This is a genomic window from Gilliamella sp. B2824 (genome assembly GCF_026536245.1).
GTDB lineage: Bacteria > Pseudomonadota > Gammaproteobacteria > Enterobacterales > Orbaceae > Gilliamella.
In genome coordinates, this window is sequence record NZ_JAFNON010000005.1 from 175,076 (window position 1) to 198,346 (window position 23,271).

19 protein-coding genes are annotated in these 23,271 nt (G+C 34.2%); 2 read left to right on the top strand and 17 right to left on the bottom strand.

The features are described 5' to 3' along the window. Positions 1–995: 995 nt before the first annotated feature. Both J3U56_RS06735 and J3U56_RS06740 read left to right on the top strand, forming a co-directional pair. Entirely contained in the window at positions 996–2,381 is a 1,386-nt protein-coding gene (locus J3U56_RS06735; RefSeq protein WP_416379606.1) for a glycoside-pentoside-hexuronide (GPH):cation symporter, read from the top strand. Positions 2,382–2,422: 41 nt separating this feature from the next. Further along, positions 2,423–3,949, top strand: coding sequence for a glycoside hydrolase 43 family protein (locus J3U56_RS06740; RefSeq protein ID WP_267367152.1), 1,527 nt, complete (start codon positions 2,423–2,425; stop codon positions 3,947–3,949). Positions 3,950–4,354: 405 nt separating this feature from the next. Here the strand turns inward: J3U56_RS06740 and J3U56_RS06745 are convergent, their stop codons facing one another. The 17 genes from J3U56_RS06745 to J3U56_RS06825 all read right to left on the bottom strand — a co-directional run bounded on the left by J3U56_RS06745 (position 4,355) and on the right by J3U56_RS06825 (position 22,524). Next, positions 4,355–5,368, bottom strand: a complete 1,014-nt coding sequence (locus J3U56_RS06745; RefSeq protein WP_267367153.1) for an SPFH domain-containing protein — start codon at positions 5,366–5,368, stop codon at positions 4,355–4,357. Positions 5,369–5,396: 28 nt separating this feature from the next. Beyond that, positions 5,397–6,797: a hypothetical protein gene (locus J3U56_RS06750; RefSeq protein ID WP_267367154.1), complete on the bottom strand. Its 1,401-nt coding sequence runs from the start codon at positions 6,795–6,797 to the stop codon at positions 5,397–5,399. Positions 6,798–7,304: 507 nt separating this feature from the next. Continuing rightward, positions 7,305–7,835, bottom strand: coding sequence for a tail fiber assembly protein (locus J3U56_RS06755; RefSeq protein WP_267367155.1), 531 nt, complete (start codon positions 7,833–7,835; stop codon positions 7,305–7,307). A gap of 1 nt (position 7,836) precedes the next feature. After that, a complete protein-coding gene (locus J3U56_RS06760) occupies positions 7,837–9,681 on the bottom strand; it encodes a hypothetical protein (protein ID WP_267367157.1) in 1,845 nt (614 codons plus the stop codon). A 46-nt stretch (positions 9,682–9,727) separates the two neighbouring features. After that, a complete protein-coding gene (locus J3U56_RS06765; RefSeq protein ID WP_267367158.1) occupies positions 9,728–13,642 on the bottom strand; it encodes a phage tail tip fiber protein in 3,915 nt (1,304 codons plus the stop codon). Positions 13,643–13,649: 7 nt separating this feature from the next. Beyond that, the gene (locus J3U56_RS06770) at positions 13,650–14,252 is read right to left on the bottom strand and encodes a tail assembly protein (RefSeq protein ID WP_267367159.1); all 603 of its coding nucleotides are present in this window, start codon (positions 14,250–14,252) and stop codon (positions 13,650–13,652) included. Continuing rightward, the gene (locus tag J3U56_RS06775) at positions 14,242–14,964 is read right to left on the bottom strand and encodes a C40 family peptidase (protein WP_267367160.1); all 723 of its coding nucleotides are present in this window, start codon (positions 14,962–14,964) and stop codon (positions 14,242–14,244) included. The genes J3U56_RS06770 and J3U56_RS06775 overlap by 11 nt, the downstream gene beginning before the upstream one ends. A 1-nt stretch (position 14,965) precedes the next feature. Beyond that, on the bottom strand, positions 14,966–15,700 hold the full coding sequence (locus J3U56_RS06780; protein ID WP_267367161.1) for a phage minor tail protein L: 735 nt from the start codon (positions 15,698–15,700) through the stop codon (positions 14,966–14,968). 61 nt (positions 15,701–15,761) lie between these two features. Continuing rightward, positions 15,762–16,103: a phage tail protein gene (locus tag J3U56_RS06785; protein WP_065634665.1), complete on the bottom strand. Its 342-nt coding sequence runs from the start codon at positions 16,101–16,103 to the stop codon at positions 15,762–15,764. Positions 16,104–16,118: 15 nt separating this feature from the next. After that, positions 16,119–18,806, bottom strand: coding sequence for a phage tail tape measure protein (locus J3U56_RS06790; RefSeq protein ID WP_267367162.1), 2,688 nt, complete (start codon positions 18,804–18,806; stop codon positions 16,119–16,121). Positions 18,807–18,946: 140 nt separating this feature from the next. Further along, on the bottom strand, positions 18,947–19,153 hold the full coding sequence (locus tag J3U56_RS06795; protein WP_065798291.1) for a hypothetical protein: 207 nt from the start codon (positions 19,151–19,153) through the stop codon (positions 18,947–18,949). Between the two features lie 377 nt (positions 19,154–19,530). Beyond that, positions 19,531–19,773: a DUF1799 domain-containing protein gene (locus J3U56_RS06800; RefSeq protein ID WP_065798292.1), complete on the bottom strand. Its 243-nt coding sequence runs from the start codon at positions 19,771–19,773 to the stop codon at positions 19,531–19,533. A gap of 62 nt (positions 19,774–19,835) precedes the next feature. Then, positions 19,836–20,147 (bottom strand): phage tail assembly chaperone, encoded by a 312-nt coding sequence (locus tag J3U56_RS06805; RefSeq protein WP_267334195.1) that lies wholly within the window; start codon positions 20,145–20,147, stop codon positions 19,836–19,838. A gap of 12 nt (positions 20,148–20,159) precedes the next feature. Further along, positions 20,160–20,819: a phage tail protein gene (locus J3U56_RS06810; protein WP_267334194.1), complete on the bottom strand. Its 660-nt coding sequence runs from the start codon at positions 20,817–20,819 to the stop codon at positions 20,160–20,162. 20 nt (positions 20,820–20,839) lie between these two features. Beyond that, positions 20,840–21,067 (bottom strand): phage tail terminator-like protein, encoded by a 228-nt coding sequence (locus J3U56_RS06815; RefSeq protein ID WP_323849457.1) that lies wholly within the window; start codon positions 21,065–21,067, stop codon positions 20,840–20,842. 708 nt (positions 21,068–21,775) lie between these two features. Then, entirely contained in the window at positions 21,776–22,216 is a 441-nt protein-coding gene (locus tag J3U56_RS06820; RefSeq protein ID WP_267367164.1) for a D-Ala-D-Ala carboxypeptidase family metallohydrolase, read from the bottom strand. A gap of 2 nt (positions 22,217–22,218) precedes the next feature. Beyond that, the gene (locus J3U56_RS06825; protein WP_267334192.1) at positions 22,219–22,524 is read right to left on the bottom strand and encodes a phage holin family protein; all 306 of its coding nucleotides are present in this window, start codon (positions 22,522–22,524) and stop codon (positions 22,219–22,221) included. Between the last annotated feature and the right edge of the window lie 747 nt (positions 22,525–23,271).

Genomic DNA, 23,271 nt, shown 5'->3' on the forward strand with positions numbered 1-23,271 from the left:
CTATTTTAATTTCATCATGTTAATAACAATCTAAATCTAATATCGTTTTGGGCTTTGCGTGAGTAACAAGTTGATCAGGAGTCCACCAAATTTATATACTCAAATTATAAAAATCCAACAAAATATCATTAGTAACGCAGCACAATGAATACCCCTATTTTTTGTGAATAATATCCGAAGTATGGTATGGCAGACATCGATTAACGTTGAGTTATCATATCAATATCAAATTGTGTTTATATCTTGGCATCATTTCGACTATCTGTACATTACCAAGAGTTTCAAAATTAACAACACCATAAACCTCTAAAAAAATTCTAGTATTTCATTACCAATCAAATGTTGATATTAAAATCTTGCTACTGTTAGTGAAATAAATTGAATAAAACTTTTAAGTAATAAAAAATAAATTAATTACCGACTGTATTTATTGGCTTGTAAATAAGCATGTCGAAAACAACTATTTTATACACGGCGATGAAACAACTGAAAACATATTGTCTGGCATAAGCAAGAAATGGGCAAAAATTTTTGGTTGTTTGTTAATTTGAAAGTAATTTACCTAAACAATTGAATTGGTTAACTTTAAATCACAAGGCATCGTTACAGCTAAACTTTTCTACATTAATATAATGCCCCAAAATTGTAATAGCATAAATTTATAATAATTAACTTTTGTAATAACTCATTTTCAAGGATTGATAGCGTTAAAAAAGTGCGATTATTCCTTTGATTACCAAATTGTTTATTAGATGACTTTCCATAGATTTACTTTTTATCATTGGTTAGATAATTAAATATCACAATAAAATTTGTGATATTTATCACATTAACCATATATCGTAATTTCAGTACGCAAAATCATAATATTGTTTTGATAATGAATTTTATACACTCAATCCATCGTTGTTTATTTTCAATAATTCGAAATAGAAACAAATATGCTTAAAAACTGTTTAGAAAACAGTGTGTTTATATATAATTATAAGGAGATGATGATGGATAATAAAAGATTATCAGTCATGGAAAAAATAGGCTTTGGAATGGGTGATGCAGCATGTGGAATTGTTTATTCATCAGTCACCATGTTTTTGACCTACTTTTATACCGATATTTATGGACTATCAGCTGCCGCAGTCGGAATCATGTTTTTAGCAACACGAATTTTTGATGCCATTATCGATCCTATTACCGGTATGGTAGCCGATAGAACTAAAACTCGCTGGGGAAGATTTCGACCTTGGTTAATTTGGTTTGCCATTCCCTATGCTGTGCTTGCAGTCATGACCTATACTACACCTGATTTTGGTTACTCTGGTAAACTCTTATATGCCTACATTACTTATGCGTTGTTGATGCTATGCTATACCTTTATTAACATCCCTTATTGTGCACTAGGAGGGGTCATTACGCGTGATGAAAAAGATCGTCTTTCTGCACAATCATTTCGTTTTACCATCTCATCAGCAGCTGGACTAATGGTGTCAATCGGTACTCTATTTTTGGTGGATTGGTTTGGTAAAGAGAATAAACAACTCGGCTTTCAAATGACAATGGCAGTAATGGGCATTATTGCTATTGCGATGTTAGTGTTTTGTTTTGCAACCACTAAAGAACGCGTAACACCCATTGAAGATAAAAATGTCAGCATAAAAAAAGATTTAAAATGTCTGCTAGCTAACGATCAGTGGTGCATTGTTGCTATTATTACGTTTTTTTCTAGCATGGCTGGGGTGATGCGTAGCTCAGCAACACTCTATTATGCAACTTATTTAATGATGGGCGGTATTAGCTCGGCAGCGGGAACAGCGATGAAATCAGCTTTTGTGTCAACCTCAGTAATTGGCACTATTTTAGGTGCAATGGCTGCTGGATATTTTGCTAAACGTTTTACCGCGATTCAATTATTTAAAAATATTAATTTAATTTTGTTTGCAATTGGCGTCATTATGTTTTTTATTCCACCAGTTTGGTTAGCTGTAGTATTCCCTCTTTATTTTTTAATCGGTTTTTTCCATTCAATGTATCAACCCTTCAAATGGAATATGATGGCGAATGCAGCCGATTATGGTGAATGGAAATTTGGTCGACGCGCTACAGGCTTGTCATTTTCTGGAAACTTATTTGCACTTAAATTGGGTATGGCAATAGCGGGCGCATTGGTTGGTATTTGCTTAGGCTTATTGGGTTATCAAGCTGGTGTGGATGTGCAAACGCCACTTGCAACGATGGGCATTATTGGGCTGTTAACTATAGGACCTGCGTTTTCATATTTGTTACTTTGGTGGCTTATGCGTTTTTATAAATTAGATGACAAAATGATGGAAAAAATTCAACAAGATTTACTTGCCAAACAAAAAAATATTGAAAACAATAACTAGGATAAAAGTTACGTTAATAACGTAATGTAAAAGGTAATTATATGCGTTTTGATTATTATAACAATCCCATTATCTGTGCTGATTATTCAGATCCAGATATTGTCAGAGTCAAAGACGATTTTTTCATGGTTTCATCTAGCTTTAATCATATGCCAGCACTGCCGATTTTGCATTCTAAAGATTTAGTGAATTGGCAAATTATAAATCATGTATTTTCGTCTCTTGATTTACCGGGTTATGATTGTGTGCAACCAGGGAAAGGCGTTTGGGCGCCATCTATTCGATATCATGACCAAAAATTTTGGGTATTTTTTAGTACGCCCGATGAAGGAATATTTATGTGTAATACGCATAACCCATGGGGGCAATGGAGTAAACCACATTGCGTAAAACCCGCATTAGGTTGGATAGATCCTTGTCCATTTTGGGATGATGATGGTCAAGCCTGGTTAGTTCATGCTTTTGCACAAAGCCGTTCTGGCATCAAGCATAAATTACAGCTGTTTCGTATGAGTAATGATGGCACGGCTTTAATTGACGATGGAAGAATTATTTATGATGGCACAGCCGACTTACCAACACTTGAGGGTCCAAAACTCTATAAAAGAAACGGTTGGTACTATATTTTTGCGCCAGCTGGCGGCGTTGAAACCGGTTGGCAAACCGTATTACGTAGCCAACACTTAGAGGGGCCTTGGACTGCTCGTAATGTCTTATTTCAAGGTAATACCACTATTAACGGTCCCCATCAAGGCGGCTGGGTTGAACTTGATAATAATCAATGCTGGTTTGTACACTTTCAGGATGCCAATTTATATGGACGAATCGTACATCTACAACCAATGCACTGGGGTGATGATGATTGGCCAAGAATCGGAACCGCCATCGATGATAACTGCGGTCAACCTGTTGTGTCATATCCAAAACCATTAACCACTTGTAATTCAGATGATTATACCATGCAAACGAGCGATGACTTCAAGCAAGGCAAGATCGGTTTACAGTGGCAATGGCAAGCCAATCCTCAAAAAAATTGGCTTGCAGAACAGAGCGATGGCTTAACGTTAAATTGTTACCCACTACCAATACATAACAAACAACAAACACTCTATTTTGCTCCTAATTTGTTATTACAAAAATTTTCGTCATGGCAATTTACTGCTGAAACTGCATTAGAGCTCAATACAAACAATTCGGGTGATTTTGCAGGTTTGATCATTTATGGCGAACGTTATGCGGCCCTAACCCTTTGTTATAAAAATCATCACTATTTTTTATGTTATCGATATGGTTGGATGAAAGATGCTGGGATAGTTGATGAAAATAAAGAAATAATTACTGAACTGGATTCACCGAATTGCCAATTAAAAGTTGAGGTCGGATTAAACGGTATTTGCAAATTTTATTATCAAGATACCAATAAAGTGTGGCAAAAGATCAGCCGTGATTTTGCGGCAGGCAAAGGCAAATGGGTTGGCGCGAAAGTAGGTATTTTTGCTGCCAGCGAAGCAAAACAAGCAATAAGTGGTAAAGGTAAATTCAAGTATTTTGAAATTATTGCCAAATAGATCACAATGCAAGGTAATATCAAAAGTAAATATACTATTTTTGATATTACCTATTTATGTCAAATTAGACCACTGTTAAACAACGATATAGCTAGATGAACTTATAGCTTTATGATACAAAAAATTGTAATTGAGTTATAAAATTTATTACAGCTAAATAAGCATAAATGACTAATATTTCTTAATTTAAATTCTGAGCCTATTATCAACATCACGATTTATAACGATCATTATTACTACTTGTTTAAATAGCAAGCAATAACAATGCGTTAAGTACCACTTATTTATAAATTGACCACTGATTAGTGTAATAGTAACCAGTGGCCAATGCATATTCTTATCATTAAATTTTAGTCATAAATGATTGGTAAATTAAATGCTAGTTTTAGTAATTAGTATATTAGTTTACAGCTTATCCAATAACTGTGCCTTTTTCGCGTTAAATTCCTCTTGAGTCAAGATACCTTCATCAACCAGTTGTTTGAGCTGTTTTAATTGGTTAATAATTTGTTCGTTATTAGCCGTCGCTGCGGTATTTGTGGCATTATTTTTATTTAAATCAAACGATTTTGCTAAATCTAAACCTGCACCAAGTTGTAAACCTGCACCAGCCAGTCCACCTTCATTTTGAGCTGCATCGCGTAATGCTTTGAGTTTTTCATGCTCGACATAATCTAAACCGACCTCTTTGGCAGATAATGCATCCGTTCTTGAATTAGCTATTTTACTAATGCGCTCTAAAGTCTCTTCACTAAATGTGGCGGACTCAATTTGAAAATCCTCTAACAAAAGACCTAATTTGCCAAAGATAGATTGCAAACTCTGTTTAATTTGGTCCGATAATTTAACTAATTGTGAATCAATATTTTGATAAGAATAACTTTCTGTTGCTAATTGTGAGGTGATAGTTGGAATGATACGCGAAATCATTAATTGACTCAGATCGTTTGCGGTATAAACTGATTTACTGCCTACTACTTCGGTAAAAAAATGCTGAGCTTGTTCAATTTTAATTGCATAGGTTCCATAAGCACCAAGTTCAATTGGAAATTGATATACACTATCAATATATTTTATCGGCGTTGATGTGCCCCATTTTTGATTAACCAAACTTGCTAAACGGAAAAAATACACATACATTTTGTGTTCGCTTTCCAAGCTTTGCAGTATTTTAACTAAATTAGTAATGAAAGGATGATTGGATGTAGAAAGTTCATAAATACCCGATTTAGTCATCACATCGATCACTTCACCCTTATAAACTAAAATGCAGCCTTGTCCTGGATTGATAATTAATTTACTGGCATTTTTTACTTCATTAGTTGGCGTTGGAAACTCATAAAATAAAACATTTTGCTCTTGGTTTTTCCACTCTATTACTGTTTTTAGTTGTCTTTTAAAAAAGTTGCCTAATCCCATATCATATTCCTTATACTAGTCATACTTATTATTTTTCATTTACTAAAGTTAGTTTTTTAATGATAGTACCATCAGAAGCTATTTGCGCATACTTATCGCAACTCTGTTTAATGATAAATCCATCATTAAAAGGCATGATCTCTTTTATGGTGATATCATCACTTGATAATGTCCAAATCACTTTACCGTTATTAATATCCAATCGTTGATAATTATAATTTGAATCGGGACTTGCACTAGTTCTGGTTTTTATAATTAATGTATTATCGTCAAAATAGATAATTTCAGGATTAAAATAAAGTCTATCCGGAGTAAGGTTTTGATGAGAAACCAGTTGATATTTTGGATTATCGTAATAAGGAAGACTGTAATTATAGGCGTTTGCCGCATCAGTAAACTTGCCTGAACCATCAGTATTTTGATTACCAACTTTAGCTGATGTAAAAGTGTAATGGCTTTTACCATCAGGACTAATAAAAGTAAATTTAATTAACTTAAAATCCTCACCATAATTATTGGCAAAGCTAAAAGCAGTGTGTTTACTGGTATCATCTGCACTCCGCTCAAAATCTTTAATTGTCATATAAAAATCATTATTATCAACAAAAGCTTTATCCTGCAAAGGGAAATAATAGATCTTTTGCCCATCATCAGTCAGTATATGTAAAACGTGACCAACGGCGCCTTGTGCGGTCGTGATATTGACTGAGGCAATGCCTTTATTAAATTGAGGGTAATTTTGCAATAACGAAGATGTCACATCAGTTAGGGTAAAATTCCTTTTATCAAGTAAAAAAACAGTGCGTTTGCTTGCAACTAGATAGGTTTTATCTTTAGTAAAGTCATATGAAGTCCAATTAACTTTACCAAACTTATCAAATTTCACATTAGCAATTGGGCTTTCTTGCACAATTTTTTCGGAAAGCAAATCATACACAGTAAAATAATACTTTTGTTCATAGGGTAAACCATTGGAACGATTAATGATTCCTATCACAAAAGGTTTATTATCGACTAAAACTAATGAGCAAAAATTATAATTAACACGCAATGTACCACTACTTTGCGCAATTTGCGGATTGGCCGACACTGATTTAGTGGTTGTAGTCTGATTTTGTTGTATTTGCGTAGTTGCGGCTGGGGCATCATAAGAAGGCTTCGATTTAAAAAACATATTGAGCAAACCAACACAAACGCAACCAACCACGATACAGCCTAGAATAACAATTATTTTTAATTTAAAATCACCAAAATACTCATTATCTAAATTAGTTTGTTTATTATCATAAGTGACATTAACATTAATATCATCACTATCTAAAAAATATTCAGTATGACAATTTTCACAACGATAATGATCGGGTTTAATTTCAGTTTTTTGTATGCTACCACAATTTGGGCACTTGATTATTTTGATTTGCTTTGCCATTCCTATTTACTCTTATCATTATTTAATTTTGGATAAATATCGGCTATTTTATCGATTAAATAAGGGAGTGTCACTTGAAATATAGGTTTAAATTTAACGCTAACTTGCCTAATTCATCAGCAAATTTGTAAAACAGATTGAATAAAGTTGCTGCAATAACGATGACTTTTATTTTAATAACAAAGTGACAAAATTAATCACAAAAACAAGTAACGTTATTCAAAACATCGATAAATAGAGACTCAATTGAGATCAAGTAAATCAATTAATAATTATTCTGTTAGTGTAGTAGAGAATTTTAAGTGTAAAAATGAATGATAACAAATAATACACTACCAATTTTGAAAGGAATGATGCCCTGACACTTACAAACAATTGTTTATCATCAAAATATGGATGAATAAAGCGAGATAATTTATAGGAGTAATCTAAAAGAAAGCTTATCTGCTTAATTATAGAAAAGGATGGATAAGATGAATGGAAAAAAATTGGTAGTGTTTGTTTAATTTATTCGGGCTTAGTTGGAAAGGAAATATTCGTATCAGATACATCAATGCGAGTTAATAATATGCGATATTTTTTCCATTGTTTTAGCTGTTCCTCTTCATTAGATTCTTGCATATCTAGATCGATAATATCTTGCAAAATAGCTATTTTTTCGTTAGCTTGATTTATTAGTGAATTTTTCATAACTTGATTTTGTTCAATGGTAGCGTTATTTTCGGCCACTTTATCTTTTACCCATTTTTTCCCGTTCCATTTACAAAATTCGAATGGCTCAAGTAACGTAAACCCTGCTTTAAGTTCACCAAGGTAGTCAATTTTAACAGCGTCTTTTGTTTCAATATTAAAGGCTGTTTTTTCGCGGTTATCTTTGACTAAAACCCATTTACCATCTTGCTCACACGGACAATACCCATCTTTAAACTCAGGAGCAATCCGTAATGCATTGTCAGGTGGCATTGTGTCGTCGTTAGCCTCTAATTGATGTGTGTACGGTTTTAGTTCAGCTGTATTATCATAATAATAATTAATCATATCAAACTCCAAGGTAAATTACAGGTGTCATACCAATGTTAAGTGGGCGATTTTCATTTGCTGTTGGTACTACTCGTGATGCATTGAAATTATATCCGTATGTCTTGGCTTGCATACTTGCAAATGCACCACCATTTTCTGGATTCACTGCATCCCCCCCAGAAAATACACCTTGTGCGTATTTATAATGATTAGTTACAACACCAGTGTCGAAATGTCCCCAAATTTCTCTGATAGCATCATCTTCAACACTACCTACTTGTCGGCTAGCTCCATCAGCGGCTCGCTCAAAAAAACCACGCCCATCGGCAGAAAATGCCGTTGGCACATTAATATATTGTTGTCCATTTATAGTTTTAATCGTAATGCGATGGTCGTTTTTATAATTGGCAGATAAACCATTTAAAACCTTGCCTTGCGGTGAACTTAATAAGTAATTATCGCCATTACGAAAATACCATCCAAATGGCAATTCATCACGTCGAAATGGCATTAAACGTTGGTCACCAATAGCATCTTTAAATACCACATGGCTACCTATCATATAAGTAGGTGTATTATTAACAACTGTTTTAACCGCTGGAATAGCTCCCACAATATCGGCAGAAGCATTCGCCGTCGTTATTGCCTCATACCAATTTTGCTTACCATCATCTTTTGAATCTGTGCGATAATAAATGCGAGGAATCTTGTTATTAACTACAGCTAATTGTTCGACTTTCCAATGCTCGCTGTTACTAGGATACGCAAGTAATGTTGCCGAATCATCCCTACCGTTAAGTGGCAAATTAGGAAAATTGGATGTCCTACATTGATAAAACCCTCCTACCAAGCGTTCATCAAAATTGTTGACAGTAGCACCCGTTTGACCGCCGATACCATAGTCGCCTACTTTTAATGCGGATTTACCATTAATTGCAACATCATCAATATTTTCAAATCTCCACGCGTTTCCATCTTTTGTATACCTAAGCTTTGTAAACCAATCTTTTTTTCCTGCATCATAAAAATAAAATGAGAAATTGTCTCCAGTTGGGCGAATTACTGTTACATTATCAGGATTTTCATAATTGAATTTGATACCGCACGCTTTGTATTCAAAGGTAAGTTGACCTGTAACGGTATCTCCGGTTTTTTTCACAAATGTCGATGTATCTACTGTTGAAGCCCATTGCTTTGCATCTGATGCTGATTTAGCCGCTGCATTCGCTGATGTTTTAGCATTAGTTTCGGATGTTTTAATTAAATTAGCGCTATCGCTAGCGTTTTTAGCTGATACGCTCGCTGCTGCTGCTGATTTATTAGCTGAATCAGCACTTGTTTTGGCTGTATTTGCGCTATCTGTTGCTGATGTGCTTGCCTTTTGGGCGCTGCTTGCATTTTTTGCTGACTCACTAACATAAACTTTACTTTCTTCAATAAGCTTAATAAGTTCTTGTTGAATAGAGTATTGCGAAATTATTGTAACAACGCTTCCATCAGGTGCTGTCAATGTAACTTTACCATCACCCGTTAATATTGTCTGCCAAGCATTAAGTTGTGTTTGATAATAATTTAGCATTTCAGAAATACGTAATGCTAAACTTTCAATTGAAACAGTTGGTGATGTAGGGATTTGATATATTACCCCTGTTTTACTTTCTCCACCATAATCATCTGCCAACGTTAATTGCGTATCAGACTGTACGGATGCTATCTCATAAATTTCAATTTGATTAGATGATTGTAGCAATAACATTCTACCAGCAGAAATACCCAACAACTGATTAGCCCATTTAGTGCCAATCCCTGTCACGATGTTACTGCCTTTTGTTACATTGATTGTACCTGTTTTGTACCAAGACATAGTATTCCTCGAAATTTGAATATAAAAATCTAATAATTTTTGTTAGTTAATCAATAAACCCGCTAGAGTTATTTGTCAGCAACACCACTGAATTAAAGCCAAAAATATATGTGAATGTTCCTTGATCTGGTTTATTGACTGTTACTGATACATCGATCCGTTCACCTAAACTAAACGGAGGAATTGATAGGCATAAATTTTCAATTTTTCCATCACGATAAAATTCATTTAAACTAAATGGGTATTGGTTATTAAATAATAATCGGATATTACCTCTGATATAATTTTGGGGTCTGGAAAATTGGTCGTATACATTAATTTTAATGTCACCAAGAAATGCTAAAGTTTGCGGTAATCCATTACCTTCAATACTCATAACGAATTCATTTTCGTTCGGATTACGCTCGTACAAACCAACTTTTTTTTGGAAAAATTTAGCAGAAACAATATTTCCTTTAATTTGATTAACATTGAGAACACCTTTTATGTTACAGTTTTCATTAATTACAACATTATTCAACTCCCCTGAGGTTGCCTTTAACTTTCCTGTTATATCGGCATTTACCGCAGTGAGTTTCCCTTCGTTTTTTAATAATTGCCAACCAGAAACTCCGTATTGGTAATTATCAGATTGAATGATATTACCAATTTTTGCACTATCAATTGACGCATCTCTAATTTTTGCATTAGTAATCGTTCCATTACCGATTACTGCATCATTAATAACTACCTGATTGCCCTGTGTGGTGAATACCATTTGAGGGTTACCGTTGGCATGGTTCATAATTGAAAATCGGTCTTGCAAGAAGATAACATTTGATTGCATACCTGCTGAGGTATTTTCAACGCCCATAGTCATCCCTGCAACATACTGCCTACCATTATTATCGATCTCCACTCTCATTGTGCGGTAGGCAGATAATTTACCGTTGGTGTCTTGGATGGCTTTTGACACATCATTAACTTGCGCAGACACATTACCAATATGGGTATTAATTGAGCTAATACTATTAGCCTGTGAAGTAATTACATTACCTTGCTGGGTAACTTTTGTATCCATTTGATTAATAGCTGTTGCATTATTTTTAACACTATTATTTACACTATCTATTGATGATGATAATTGCGTTAGAATGTTACTTTGAGACTCAATCGATTCACCTTGTTTTACAGTCGTTTGTTTAAGTTCATTGATAGAAGCGTTCGCGCCATTTAAATTTGATGAGATTTCGGTCAATTTAACTGCGGTTGCTTCACTTTCATTTACAACCAAAGCTTTCGTTTCTTTTATTTCAGCATGAGCATTACCGATTTCTTTTCGCCACCTTTGAGAATCAACATCATTTGCTAAAGCGTTTTCAATAATGGACTTAGCATTTTCGATTGATAAACGTGTATTTTCAGCCAGCATAGTAGTATGGTCTGTGATTGAGCTGGTGTTATTATTTGTTTGTTCAACTAATGAGTTCCATGCGTCAGTCTCTTTTATTTCCTCAAAAATGTGATCGGTTAAGTCATTGGTATTGGTGCTAGAAATACCTTGCACCCAATCGGTCCAATCACTCACATTACCAATTTTATCAACTAAACGAGCACGATAGAAAAAGGTTTGACCAATTGCAAGTCCCATTTGTGAATAGCTGCAACTAGGATAACTGACATTAGAAAGTAATCTTGCATCTTCTTCATTTTCATTGTTGGAATATTGAATTTCAGTATGGCTGGTATCGCCCGCACCTTTAGGAAAGGACCAAGTTAAATCTATACCCAATATCACATCATCACTTGCGCTAAAGCCGACAGGTTTTTCAGGTGTTCCAACTTTGCCTTTAATGAATTTTGATTGTGAATATGCCCAAGGTGATGATGTATCAAGCGCATTAACAGCGCGAACACGCACATCATATGTACCAGAATATACACCTTCAATGGAAAAATTAGTTCCATTAGTTTTGCCAATATTTTTCCAAGATGAATTATCTTTTCGCCACTGAGCAATATAATTTGTTGCACCTTCAACGGCATCCCACTGAGCATTTAAACATGAAATAGACAGCCCTTGTGAGATATAGCTACTTTCAAAAACACTAATATTTTTTGGCGGTGACACCGCTGTTGGTGGTACCACAGTAATTGGCTTAGGCTCAATTCTAATGCCTTCATCAATAAATTTAAATTTATTCGGATCATGTTGCACTGCTGTAATATTAAATTTACCATTTTCGCCAGCAGATATCGAGGTTACCCGAAAATATTGAATAGCAACATTATCACTGTCAATACACCAGACCGCTCCAGCGACAGGTGTTATTTTATAGTTTGCAGTCACCGTTATTGTTTGCCGATCTTCACTAATTGATCTAATCGTTCGACTTTGCGCGGTACCATCGGGCAAATTAATCACTAAACGATCTCCTGCTTGATAATCTATCTTCCTATCAAGTGTGATTTTTCGACCGGTAACTGATTGTATTCGTCCGCCGTTTTCTTTACCTGAACGTGAGGGATCGGCGATACCAATAATTCTAGCTGGTAAAGGAATGTAACCATCTAATCCGACAGTAAACGCAACCACTTCATCTTTCGCATTTGAAAGCAAAGCCCATCGGCCACGCCTTTGGGCTTCGGCTTGCGATGTACAGCCTATAGCGGTTAACTTCATGACATTAACATCATAACGACGCATCAAGTCATAATCCCAGACGGGTTCAACATCGTCACAGTAGTGGTTATCCGGATCTGAATAGGCCACTAAACATGATGTATAGCGATTTTTATATGAACCACTTGAATAGGTAAAATCTCCAACAACGTTTGAGGGATGGTAAATAAAATCAGGTTCATCTTGTGGCATATCCGCCGTTAAACAGATTTGATCATTACCCCAAAATAATATGCCACGAAATGAAGCCACCAGATCTTTTAAAACAGTATAAGCATCTTCCTGACTCTGTATATATTCATTACAAACAAAACGTGGTTCTTTACCGCCTCGTCCATCAGATACCATCTGATCACAATACTGACCCAGTTGATAAATAGTCCATTTATCAAGCATGTTAGCATCAATTCTTAATCCCATTCCAGTGATTTCATCGCGCATTAAGTAATAAGCTAGCCAAGCGGGATTATTGGTATAAGCCATTTTAAAGCCACCTGTCCAAACACCATAATACGTTCTTGATACAGGATCATAATTATCGGGAACAGGAATAAGTTTACCTTTAACTTTACAGCTAATTTTTGGTATTGAGCCATTGAACTGACTTGCATCAAGTTCTACGTATAATAATGCAGTATTAGGATAACGTAATTTGCTATCGATCACTTCAGCATAAGATGCAACACCAAATGCATCAATTAATTTATTCGATTTAGAATCAGGGGTTAGTCGTCTAACGCGTATGGCCCAACCATCGACAGCTTTCGGTAAATTAATCCGGTGGTCTCGTTGATATTCGGATGTTGTTTTTCCAAAAAAAGTCCCATTAACAACGGTTATAAAAGGACTACCATCAATCGATAAATCAATTGCATATTGTGTAATAGTGCCATAAGTATCGCCATTATCGAGATATTTAACATGATTTGGTAAACTTAATTTAATCCTAATTGCATCCAGATCTAAATTCGAAAATGCACGCACCCACGGTTTATCGGCTTTGACTGTAAAACCAGCTCGCAGTTCATTACTAATTTCTGGAATACCCTGAATGTAGTCTTGTGTTTGTGAACCGTTACGAAACTCCCAAAAAACACCGTTAAAGTTTCGCGAGCCATCAGGATTAGCAAGTGGTGTATTATCAATAAAAATATTTTGTTCAGTTAAATTACCGCATATTTCACCTTCACTTAATGCCAATAATACCTTAAGTTTGGCATTTGAAAGTAAAGTATCTGGGTGTTCATATGGCGTATGTTGTTTTTTACTTCCGCCTTTTTGCCCTTCTATCAATTGCATAACTCCCCTACTGTTGATCTTCTGAATAAATACCGGCATTAATTACCGCGCCACCAATTTCACGCTCACCAAGTAAAACAGGCACTGGATAGCCAACAGCATTAGTATTCACTGGCCCACCAAATCCATAATTGGGTTTATTTTCGGCACTCGATGATTTACCTGCATTAAATTTAGGCTGTGGAGTCAACAGTTGCACAATTCCCCCTAACATCATACTAACCCCGATTCCCGCAAGAATTGTTCCAGCTTCAATTGTTGCACCGAATAAAGTTAAACTGGCGCCACCAGTCCAAAACGCTGCAACTAATGCAACTGCACCAATAATAATTTGAAACATGCCTCCACTTTTTGCACCTTGTATGACTGGCATAATCGTATAGTTTTTACCATTCGCATTAATATCAAACTCATCAATACCAATATTTTTGCCATCAACAAAAAAAGCGAACTTAATACCTTTTAAATGTGCTGAACACATGTACTTTTCAAATCCTTTGATCGTTGCACATAGTGCGCGTAATAGTTCTTTAAGATTTTGTACATCATATTGATGATTTTTACCAAACTGCTTAGCCATTGCACCTTTTAGTGTTAAATTACTGAGCATGAAATAACTCCTTATGTCGTACTATGCGAACTGTTCTATCTCGAAAATATTTACCGTAAGGTGTACGAGTCGATAATTGACCGTATAAATGATGTAAAATAAGATTGTCACCAACATAAATAGCAGCATGATTGGTCACTTGCGCACCAATACGCATCATGATGATATCGCCAACTTGCATTTCAGTGATGTTGACTGCAACAAATCCTTCAGCTTGCCAATTTTCATCATAAAAATGTTCTGTTCCGCTTTCCCACCACTGTCTTGGAACCGAATAATTATTTAAATCAATATTATATTCTCGCTGATAATAATCCATAATCAGTGACCAACAATCAGCATGCCCGAGTAGCCATTGGCGTCCGGTATAATCTCGATTTACGCGCGGTGATATTGTGCAAAAATCACCATCGGGTACAGATATAATGCCCCACTCAATACCTGAATGATCACATTGAATACGGTCAAATTCAGATGGAACTAGTGATACAACATCAGGATGAGAGTGAATAATCATGATAATTTCGCCCAACTTTTCGGCTTGTAACTGTTCGTCAGCAGCAATCAAAAAATGTTCTTTAGGATTATCAGAAATATTCTGACAAGGAACATATTTTTGTGATTTACCCGTATCAATAATCAATCCACAGGCTTCATTTGGGTATTGACTCTCTGCATGATTTTTTATGGCATCTAATAATTTTTGTCTCATATTACTTACTCTGTAAATTAGCTGCTGGAAAACCACCGAAAGGAAGCGAAGCATTACCATGCCTTGCTTTACAATCTCTTAAAAGTCCACCACATACATCTTTTGCTGGATCATCCGTTGGATCACCAGTTTGGGTGAAATATTTATTACCAGCATAATCACAACCAGTACCGCTTCGATACCAGCCACGCATACACCAAGTGCAAACAGTGGTAATTTGCCTTGTTGGTAGCTGTAGATTTTGGATATCAAAAGGTGAACATAACTCAAACTCAACCATAGTTTTAGTTTCTGTTTTTTTACTATTTACATAAAATAGTTGTACGCGTTCTTGAGCTGGATCTGCATTTGGATTACCTTTAATCCAATTGGCCGCATCCAGATACTTAGCCATTGTGGTATGGATTTTGATTTTTGCTTGAACTAAATCTGCATAATCCAAGCAAAGCCTTGTCACTTTTCCTTCAATATTGCCAACTGATAACGTTGGTGTCGGTTGGGCGCCTGTGCTACTTAACTCAAGACCTTTTAGTTCGTAAGGGTAAGGTAAGTATTCTTTTCCTTGCCATTTAATAGAAGGTAAATTATCAACAACAAAAGAGGCCCAACCCTCTGATGAGACATTATGCGCATGAAAGCGAAGGACTTCATCTAATCCAAATTTTGTTCCATCAAGTTCAATAAGTTGAATTAGCTCGTTACCTTCAAGTGCTTGTAAGTCCTGTGTTATTGGCATTTATGTTCTCCAGACATAAAAAAACCACCTAAAGGTGGTTAATTGAATAGGTAATAATAATTTATGGTGCATAAGCCTGAATAAATTTGAATGATAGTGAAATAACATTTCCCCCCATAAATTCTGATTCGATAGATTTATTTACGACTCGGTATAACTTTTCTTCACCATAGGGATTAGTCCATTTGAAAGATTTGATAATATGAGAATTTAAAAAAGCGCGAACTTGTTTAACTTCGCTTTGTTGCCCCATATAAGTCAATTGCCACTCTTCTGTAGTACTATTAATGCCCGTACTTGATAATTGTGTATAACCATCACCAAAACTAATTTCATTAATATTGGATAGATCCGAAACTTTTGGATTTCCCATTGTTTTCCATTGAAATTTATCTACTGCCATAACCTCTCCAATCACTTACCTTGCATGCATCACGTTATATAAGTCACCACCAGGTGAAACAAGTTTTTTCATCATCTCATTCATGCGCTGCTGTATAACGGCACCAACTTGAGCCTCAACAGCTTTTGCATCAATATTATTTGTTGTAGTTGTTGCTGAGTTGTTTTCTGATGACATATTAACAGCAATATTTGCCGATACATTTACAGCACTTGTTGATTGATTTGATTGACGAGTAAAAGCAATGGGTGAAGCCTGACCAACATCTACATATCCACCGCTAGCATACTCTTGTTTTTTATCATTCATTAAAGCATAAAGTGAACCGACGCCAATGCGTTTTGTTGCTTCTTTAGTAAAAACAAACTCACCCTTATGGACAATTCCTGCAGGTTGATATTTATTACCTCGACCGGTAAAACCACCTGGTTTAAGTGCATATCCGACATTACCACCGGTTGCATAACCGCGAATCTCACCGCCACTATATGCATTTTGGAGACCACCTGTTGCTTTACCTACTCCACCATCACTAAACCCCATCCAACTCATTGCTGATTGAATAATTTTAGCAAGTATTAATTTATTAATGATTTCAATGAGATTAGTTAATATAGTCCGCGCAAAATCTTTAAAGTTTGCTTTTCCTGTGGTGACTAATTGAGTCATCATATCTGACATAGAACCAATTGTATTTTGAGCAAACCCTTTGGCTGCACTAAATACGTCTTGTGCAGTGTTGGCATAGTCTAAAAGTCCTACTTTTAACCCCATTAACCAATTACCTTGATTAGCATCTTCCTGCTGCCAACTTTCTTGTAACGTCTGTTTAGCTTGATCATATTGTTTTGTTAAATTTTCTATCTGGCTTGGATCTGCTGTTTTATCTAACTCATTTTGTTTATTTATATCAAGTTGCTGTAATTGACCTTGTCTTGCAGCATCTTTTGATGACATACCAAATGTTGCTTGTTTAATTTGCGCTTCAACAGTTAAATTTGCTGTATATTCTTTCATTTTTTGAATAGCTTTGGCTGCTGCTTCGTATTGTGCAATCTCATCACCAATAGCCGCATTTTTAGCATACTGAGTTAGTAATGCTTCTTTGTGCGCTAAAACATATTTTTCTTCTTCAGTAAGTCTCTTTTTATTATTACTGCTTTCTAATACTTGAATTTGATTTTGTAGATCCAGATATTTTCTACGTTCAGATGTAATTGCTTCTACTGCTAAACTTTGCTCTTGTAATTCTTGAAGTTGATTTCTAAGACTTATTTCTTGCTGTTGGGATGTTTGTAATAAATTTGTTGTTGAATTTCCTCTGCTCGAATTACTCGCTTCAATTGCAGCTGCTACAGCGTTTCTTTTATCTTCTGTCACATAACCAGGTTGATCTTTTTTAAAAATTTTATTAGCTGCATCTGCCAGTCTATTCATTTCATCAAGTTCAGCTTTTGTACGCTGACGTGGATTCATGATCATTCTTTCGTATTGATAGAATGGGCTTTTTTTAGGATCTTGTGCTTGTTCTAAATTTGTAATTAATTTTAAAGATTTTAGTTTAAGTGATGCATTGTTCGCTTTTTTTTCAATTTCAAACAAACTATCAATCAACATTTTGAATTTATTTGAACTATTTTCGGAAGTAAGGTAAAGATGGCTTAGTTCTTCTATTAAATTGTTAATTTTTTCTTCTACTTTGATTGAATCAGTTTCAGACCTTATATCAGCTAATTGTTCTAATACTCTTCTAGCGCCTTCATAAGTCATTCCATAATATTCAGCTAATTTTTTTGTTTTTAGTTCAATATTTTCAATTTCATCCAAATCAATTTTGCTTCCGGATTTGAGTTTATCTATACTATTAAGTACTGAATTTAAATTTGTTTCAGCTCTCATTCCCATTGAATTCGCTGAATTAACCAGATCAACTAAGCCATCTGTCGCGTTTTCTATATCATGATGCAATTGTTGTTTGATAACTGAAATAATGGTATCTAAATCTATTTTACTTGATTTAACCATGGCTTCAACCAACGCTCTATTTCTTCCAAGTAAATTCATCATTTCATCAGATAAAAAAGTAAATCCTGTGTTTTTATCTGTGTCCAATACTTTATTTAAACGATCTTGTGCTGCGGCTAATTTTTCTGTTGCTGATTCAGTTTCGAATAATTTTGGTACTAAACCTGTTAAAAAACTAGATAATGCAGAAATACCAATATTTATTGGGTTAATCGTGGTCAATAAGTTATTAAATGACTTACCTATTTCGGTTTTAATTTTATTAGCAAAACTATTTCCGACTGATGGAGTGGTTTCTTTGCTCTGATTTGTGTTTGTTACCGAAAGATCTTTTCTGGCATTTTTTAACTCTTTCGAAGCTGAGGTTAGATTTCTTACACTATCAATCTGATTTTTAAAGCTTTTAAATAATTTATCATTAAATTCTATTAAACTTCTTGTTGTATTACTGCTAAAAATTAAGCTTTTTTGATACTCATTTAAACTAATTCGACTATAGTCAATGCTTTTAGTTATTTGAGAAAATTTACTATTCATCATTAACTGTGCATTACTGAATCTATCTGATGCTACGGTAGCTGCATCAGCTTTTTTCGTAAAATCATCCAATTTTTTATTTACTTCTGTAACGCTTTTAACATTAATTTTTAACGTTAGCGATGTAATTTGTTCTGCCATAATACTCTCCAGGCATAAAAAAACCCGCCAAAGCGAGTTTATTAAGTAATAAGTTGTTCTACTAAAATAGAGAAGCCAATCTTAAATTAAATCTGTTGCTAAATATTATTTAAGGAATTTATTACCAACAATAATAGTGCTTACTTTATTTCTTGTCTTTTGGTTATTATATCTTGCATTTCATTTGATATGGTTGAAATCGCTGAAATGCTATTTAGCACAGTCTCATCGGCCCAATGCGAATTGCCCATATCACTAATTAATAACTCAGATATAGCGGTGATATGACTTAATTTTGCATATAACTTATCAAAATCTGATTCGGCAATAATAATATTTCTGTTCATCTCTATTTCCTTAACTAACTTAATTTTCTATAAATCTAATAAATGGATTGATTCATTAATGGCTCTATTATGTATGCTTACTTTGCTATTTGTAATTTAGATTTGATTGTTTATTGCAATTTTACAAATTGCAAATTAATCAATAACTTTTGTTTGCGCACCTTCACTAGGCTGTTTTAATATGATTATTTCAATTTTGTTATCACAATCTTTATTTGTTTAATATCAATAAATTAATTTATTATGCTATTTTTTATTGGTAATAAATCCGTTTCGATTCGTTTTTCCATTGCTCATTTATGAATAAATAGATGTGACTTATCGCTTATCTTATTTAGATTAAAAATAACAAGTGTTAGATAACCGACTTTCGTCGGTTATTTGGTTTTATGAATTATTTTTAAGGCTTGGCTTTCCATTAGTTGAATATCGTGAAAAATCGTTTCGCTTTCTAAAATATTATTCACTTTCATCACCCAAGGAAGGCAATTATAATCAAGCCCGATTAGTCCACTCATGCTTGTACGCCATTGCGTTGACATGGCTTTAAATAATCGAAATGAATCTAAATTATCCTGCCATATCTCTATAAATTCGCCATCATAATCATCCTCAGACAAACCAAAAGCAGCTAATTCATCTTGAGAAGGTTCAGGCGTATATAACGCAGTGACAAGCTCAATTAGTTTTTTTCGCGTTGACCAAATAATTCTTTATAGTAAGTTGTTGTAATTGCTTGTGAAGCAGATGGATAGTTATTTAATAAAATTTGCATATTGTCTTGATTAAATTCATCATTTAAACTCCAACCAGCGACAATTTTCATGATAAAATCAATAACACCATTATTTTTCAGTTCATCTTCAAATTTAGCAAGTTCATTGACTGGATAATGTTTGAAAGTAAACTCAACTGATCCGTCTTCTTGGCCAGGCCGAGCAATTAACACTTTGCATTTAAAAGTGGGATCTGCAATTAATTTAAATTTTGCCATTGACCATTCACCTTATTTATCTTTATAAAATGTAATAGCGGGTGATTCAACAGTGGTACTAATTTTTACTGTTTCAACTTCGTTAATTGTGGTTTCTGGTGTTGGATCAAATGAAACCCGCACCGCGTCATAACGTGTTTCATTCGCTTTTGGTACATACATTTTCATAGCCACAACTTCATTGGTTTGATCTAAGCTTTGTAGTAAAGGATAAATCGGTAATGAGCTATCATGAGCAATGGTAAAAGTTTTGGTTTTAGCTGATTTTATCGTCGGTAATTGACGTTCTGTTTCATCTTCTAAAAATTGAATTTGTACAAATTGTTGTTCACCGCCCTCGCTGGCTACTTCTTTAATTTGTGGCAATCGTTCCCAATCGGTAATTTTAGTAAGACTACCAAAGCCTTCGTTAGCTGGGAATACATTAACATTACTTGTGTTAATATTACCTAAAGTGACATCGGTATTATTAACACGTACAATTCGTGCCACAACATTATTTAGTTTATTCCATGACGAAGCAATAACAACTTCGTCATCAACATTAAGTCCATGCCCAGCTTTTAATGTCACGACAGCCTCTTTATCGTTAGTAATTAGATTAAAATCAAGCTTAGCATCTTTTGATTTTTGCACGTAAACTCGTGCACCATTAGGTAAAGCAAAACCCATGTGTTAACTCCTTTATTTTATTACATTAAAGTGTCAGCAAGATAATTCATACTGACGGGAATAGTGTAAGTGGTTTTATCCGTTATAGTAGGATAAGCACTTGGTACAGAATTAATATAAAGCGCAAAATTGTCTTTTTTTAACTCTAAATTAAGTGGGAAGTGAGCAATAATCGCATCACATATACGCAAAGCATCTGATTTGCCCGTATTGATTGGTACTGATAAACACCTTAATAAACTCTTGATTCACTGTCCAAATCGAAACAGGTTGTGATCGCTGGTAATAAAGTTGATCTTAAATAAGCATTATCGTTCTGTTGAATAGTAACATTTTTATCAAAAATGGATAATTGTACCTATTTTGCAACTATTTCAAGATATGATTCAAGCCGTGCCGAAATAGGCAAAAATCAATTTTTACCTCTTTACTAAGTTTATTATTAGAATATATCTATGCTTTCAATATTGCTTTTCTGATCGTTTTGTTTGGTGTATGTCTTACATTATCAAATTCCAATCGAGTAATATTTTGAATGTGATTAGTGATATAAATGAATTGCACATCACAAAACATATTTTTATTTGTGCCATGCAGTATTTTGAAGTGTTAGTAGAATCAATGTAATTGACATTTTCTTTATCAACTAATTCTACTTCTGTAGTATCAGATGATACGTGCCAATTGGACTCAAATTGTCGACTAAAATCTGTCTGATGATTTTCTAATTCAAGAAATTTGAGATGAGTTATTCGAAGGGGGTAGAAGACGATGTCTTGTAAAATATCGATACTTATTTGTTTTACCAGCGTATCAGGCTTATCTTTCCCTTGATTAATAAACTAATTGATTCCATTCAAAAAATTTTGTAGTTGCTAGACATAACCAACATCTATTGTTAACAAAATTCATTTAAGCACTGAGCAAAATTGATAAGGTTAAAGTAAGAGTAGTAACTAGATTAACCCATTTACATATGTTGTTTTTCCACTGTTTTTTATCGCGGTTAACACCTGTTGACGGTTAGATGTAGAACTAAAACTTATGTGCACCCATTGATTATGTTCTTGAATAAGCTTATCAAATTCAACTCTTGCATCGATTAATCGTTGACAAATTTCTTTAGGTGTACCAAAAGACGAATGAAAATCGACGGCTAATCCTAGCGTGTGGGCACTGGTTGCGACTCCACCAACACGCGCATTTAGCGCAGGGCAACGATAACCAGAAGTGATAATAATGGGCTTTCCTAAAGCTTGTCTGACTAATTCCAACTTTGCAGCGGTGAATTTAATATTAGGCATCAACTCTGTAGGCACGCTATTATCTATCTTTAATCTGCTGGCTAATAGAGAGTTAGTAAATTCCTCTAATTTAAAGTTTGCTGTAAGTTTCACGGTTATTCTCCTTTAGCTTTTTTTAACAGTTTTTCTTCGAGTATTTTTATTAGGGTTGCACCAGACCAACCAGCTAGACCAGCTACGCCTCCTGCTAATTCAAATTCCCAGTTGAAATAACTTGCGCCCAGTACAACCAATAGACCGGCAAATATTGAAATAAATATTTGTGCAAATAACACCCAGACATTGAATTTGTTGCCATTGAGCACGTGATAGCAATAACTCGCTAATGAGCCCAATAAGGTGACAATCATTAAATAAATGACAACATACCAATTAATGTTGTTAGGATCTTTTATAGGCATAATAAATCTTTATATAAGTTAACAACGGTAATTGAATTTAACCGCTGATTTTGTTTATTTAAAATAGGAAAGATAATTAATAAAAACAATGTGATAGGTTAATTTTATTGAAAAGAACATGTATTAGAAATAATGCATAATACTATGAATTTCTTAATCTTTATCTTGTCATTATTAGACAAATTATTTAATTTTAATGAGTAATAAACGATTGAACCCAATATCCCTAATATTTTACTATTTTCTAATCATGCAATATCAAAAATAGTTGCCGCCTCCTTTTTTTAATAGTAATTTCATATAACAAATTGACAAAATTATAAAATATTTACCAATAAACATTTTTATAATGTCAATTAGACTAATTTACATCAAAATCATTGCTACTGTTGTAGCAAGTAGAAATCGATAAAAGGTAAATAATAAGATTGATACGCAAAAGATTATCTTGTTTTCTTGATGAATTAAGATGTTTGGTATCATTTAAGAGTATTAATACACTATCAAATAAAATTTAATATATTATTGATTATTTACCTAATTAATCTCTAAATATTTGCATTACCCTATTTCGAACGACTCAAATTCAAAATTAATTTAATTAGCCAAATATCCTATTTTGCAAATATTTCACATAACAAAAAAGCCCGTCTATTGCTAGAGGGCTTTTTTATGCGTTTAAATTTTGATTATGGACTAATTATATATGCTTATTTGCGCAATGTCAAGCATTTTCACTGCAATGTT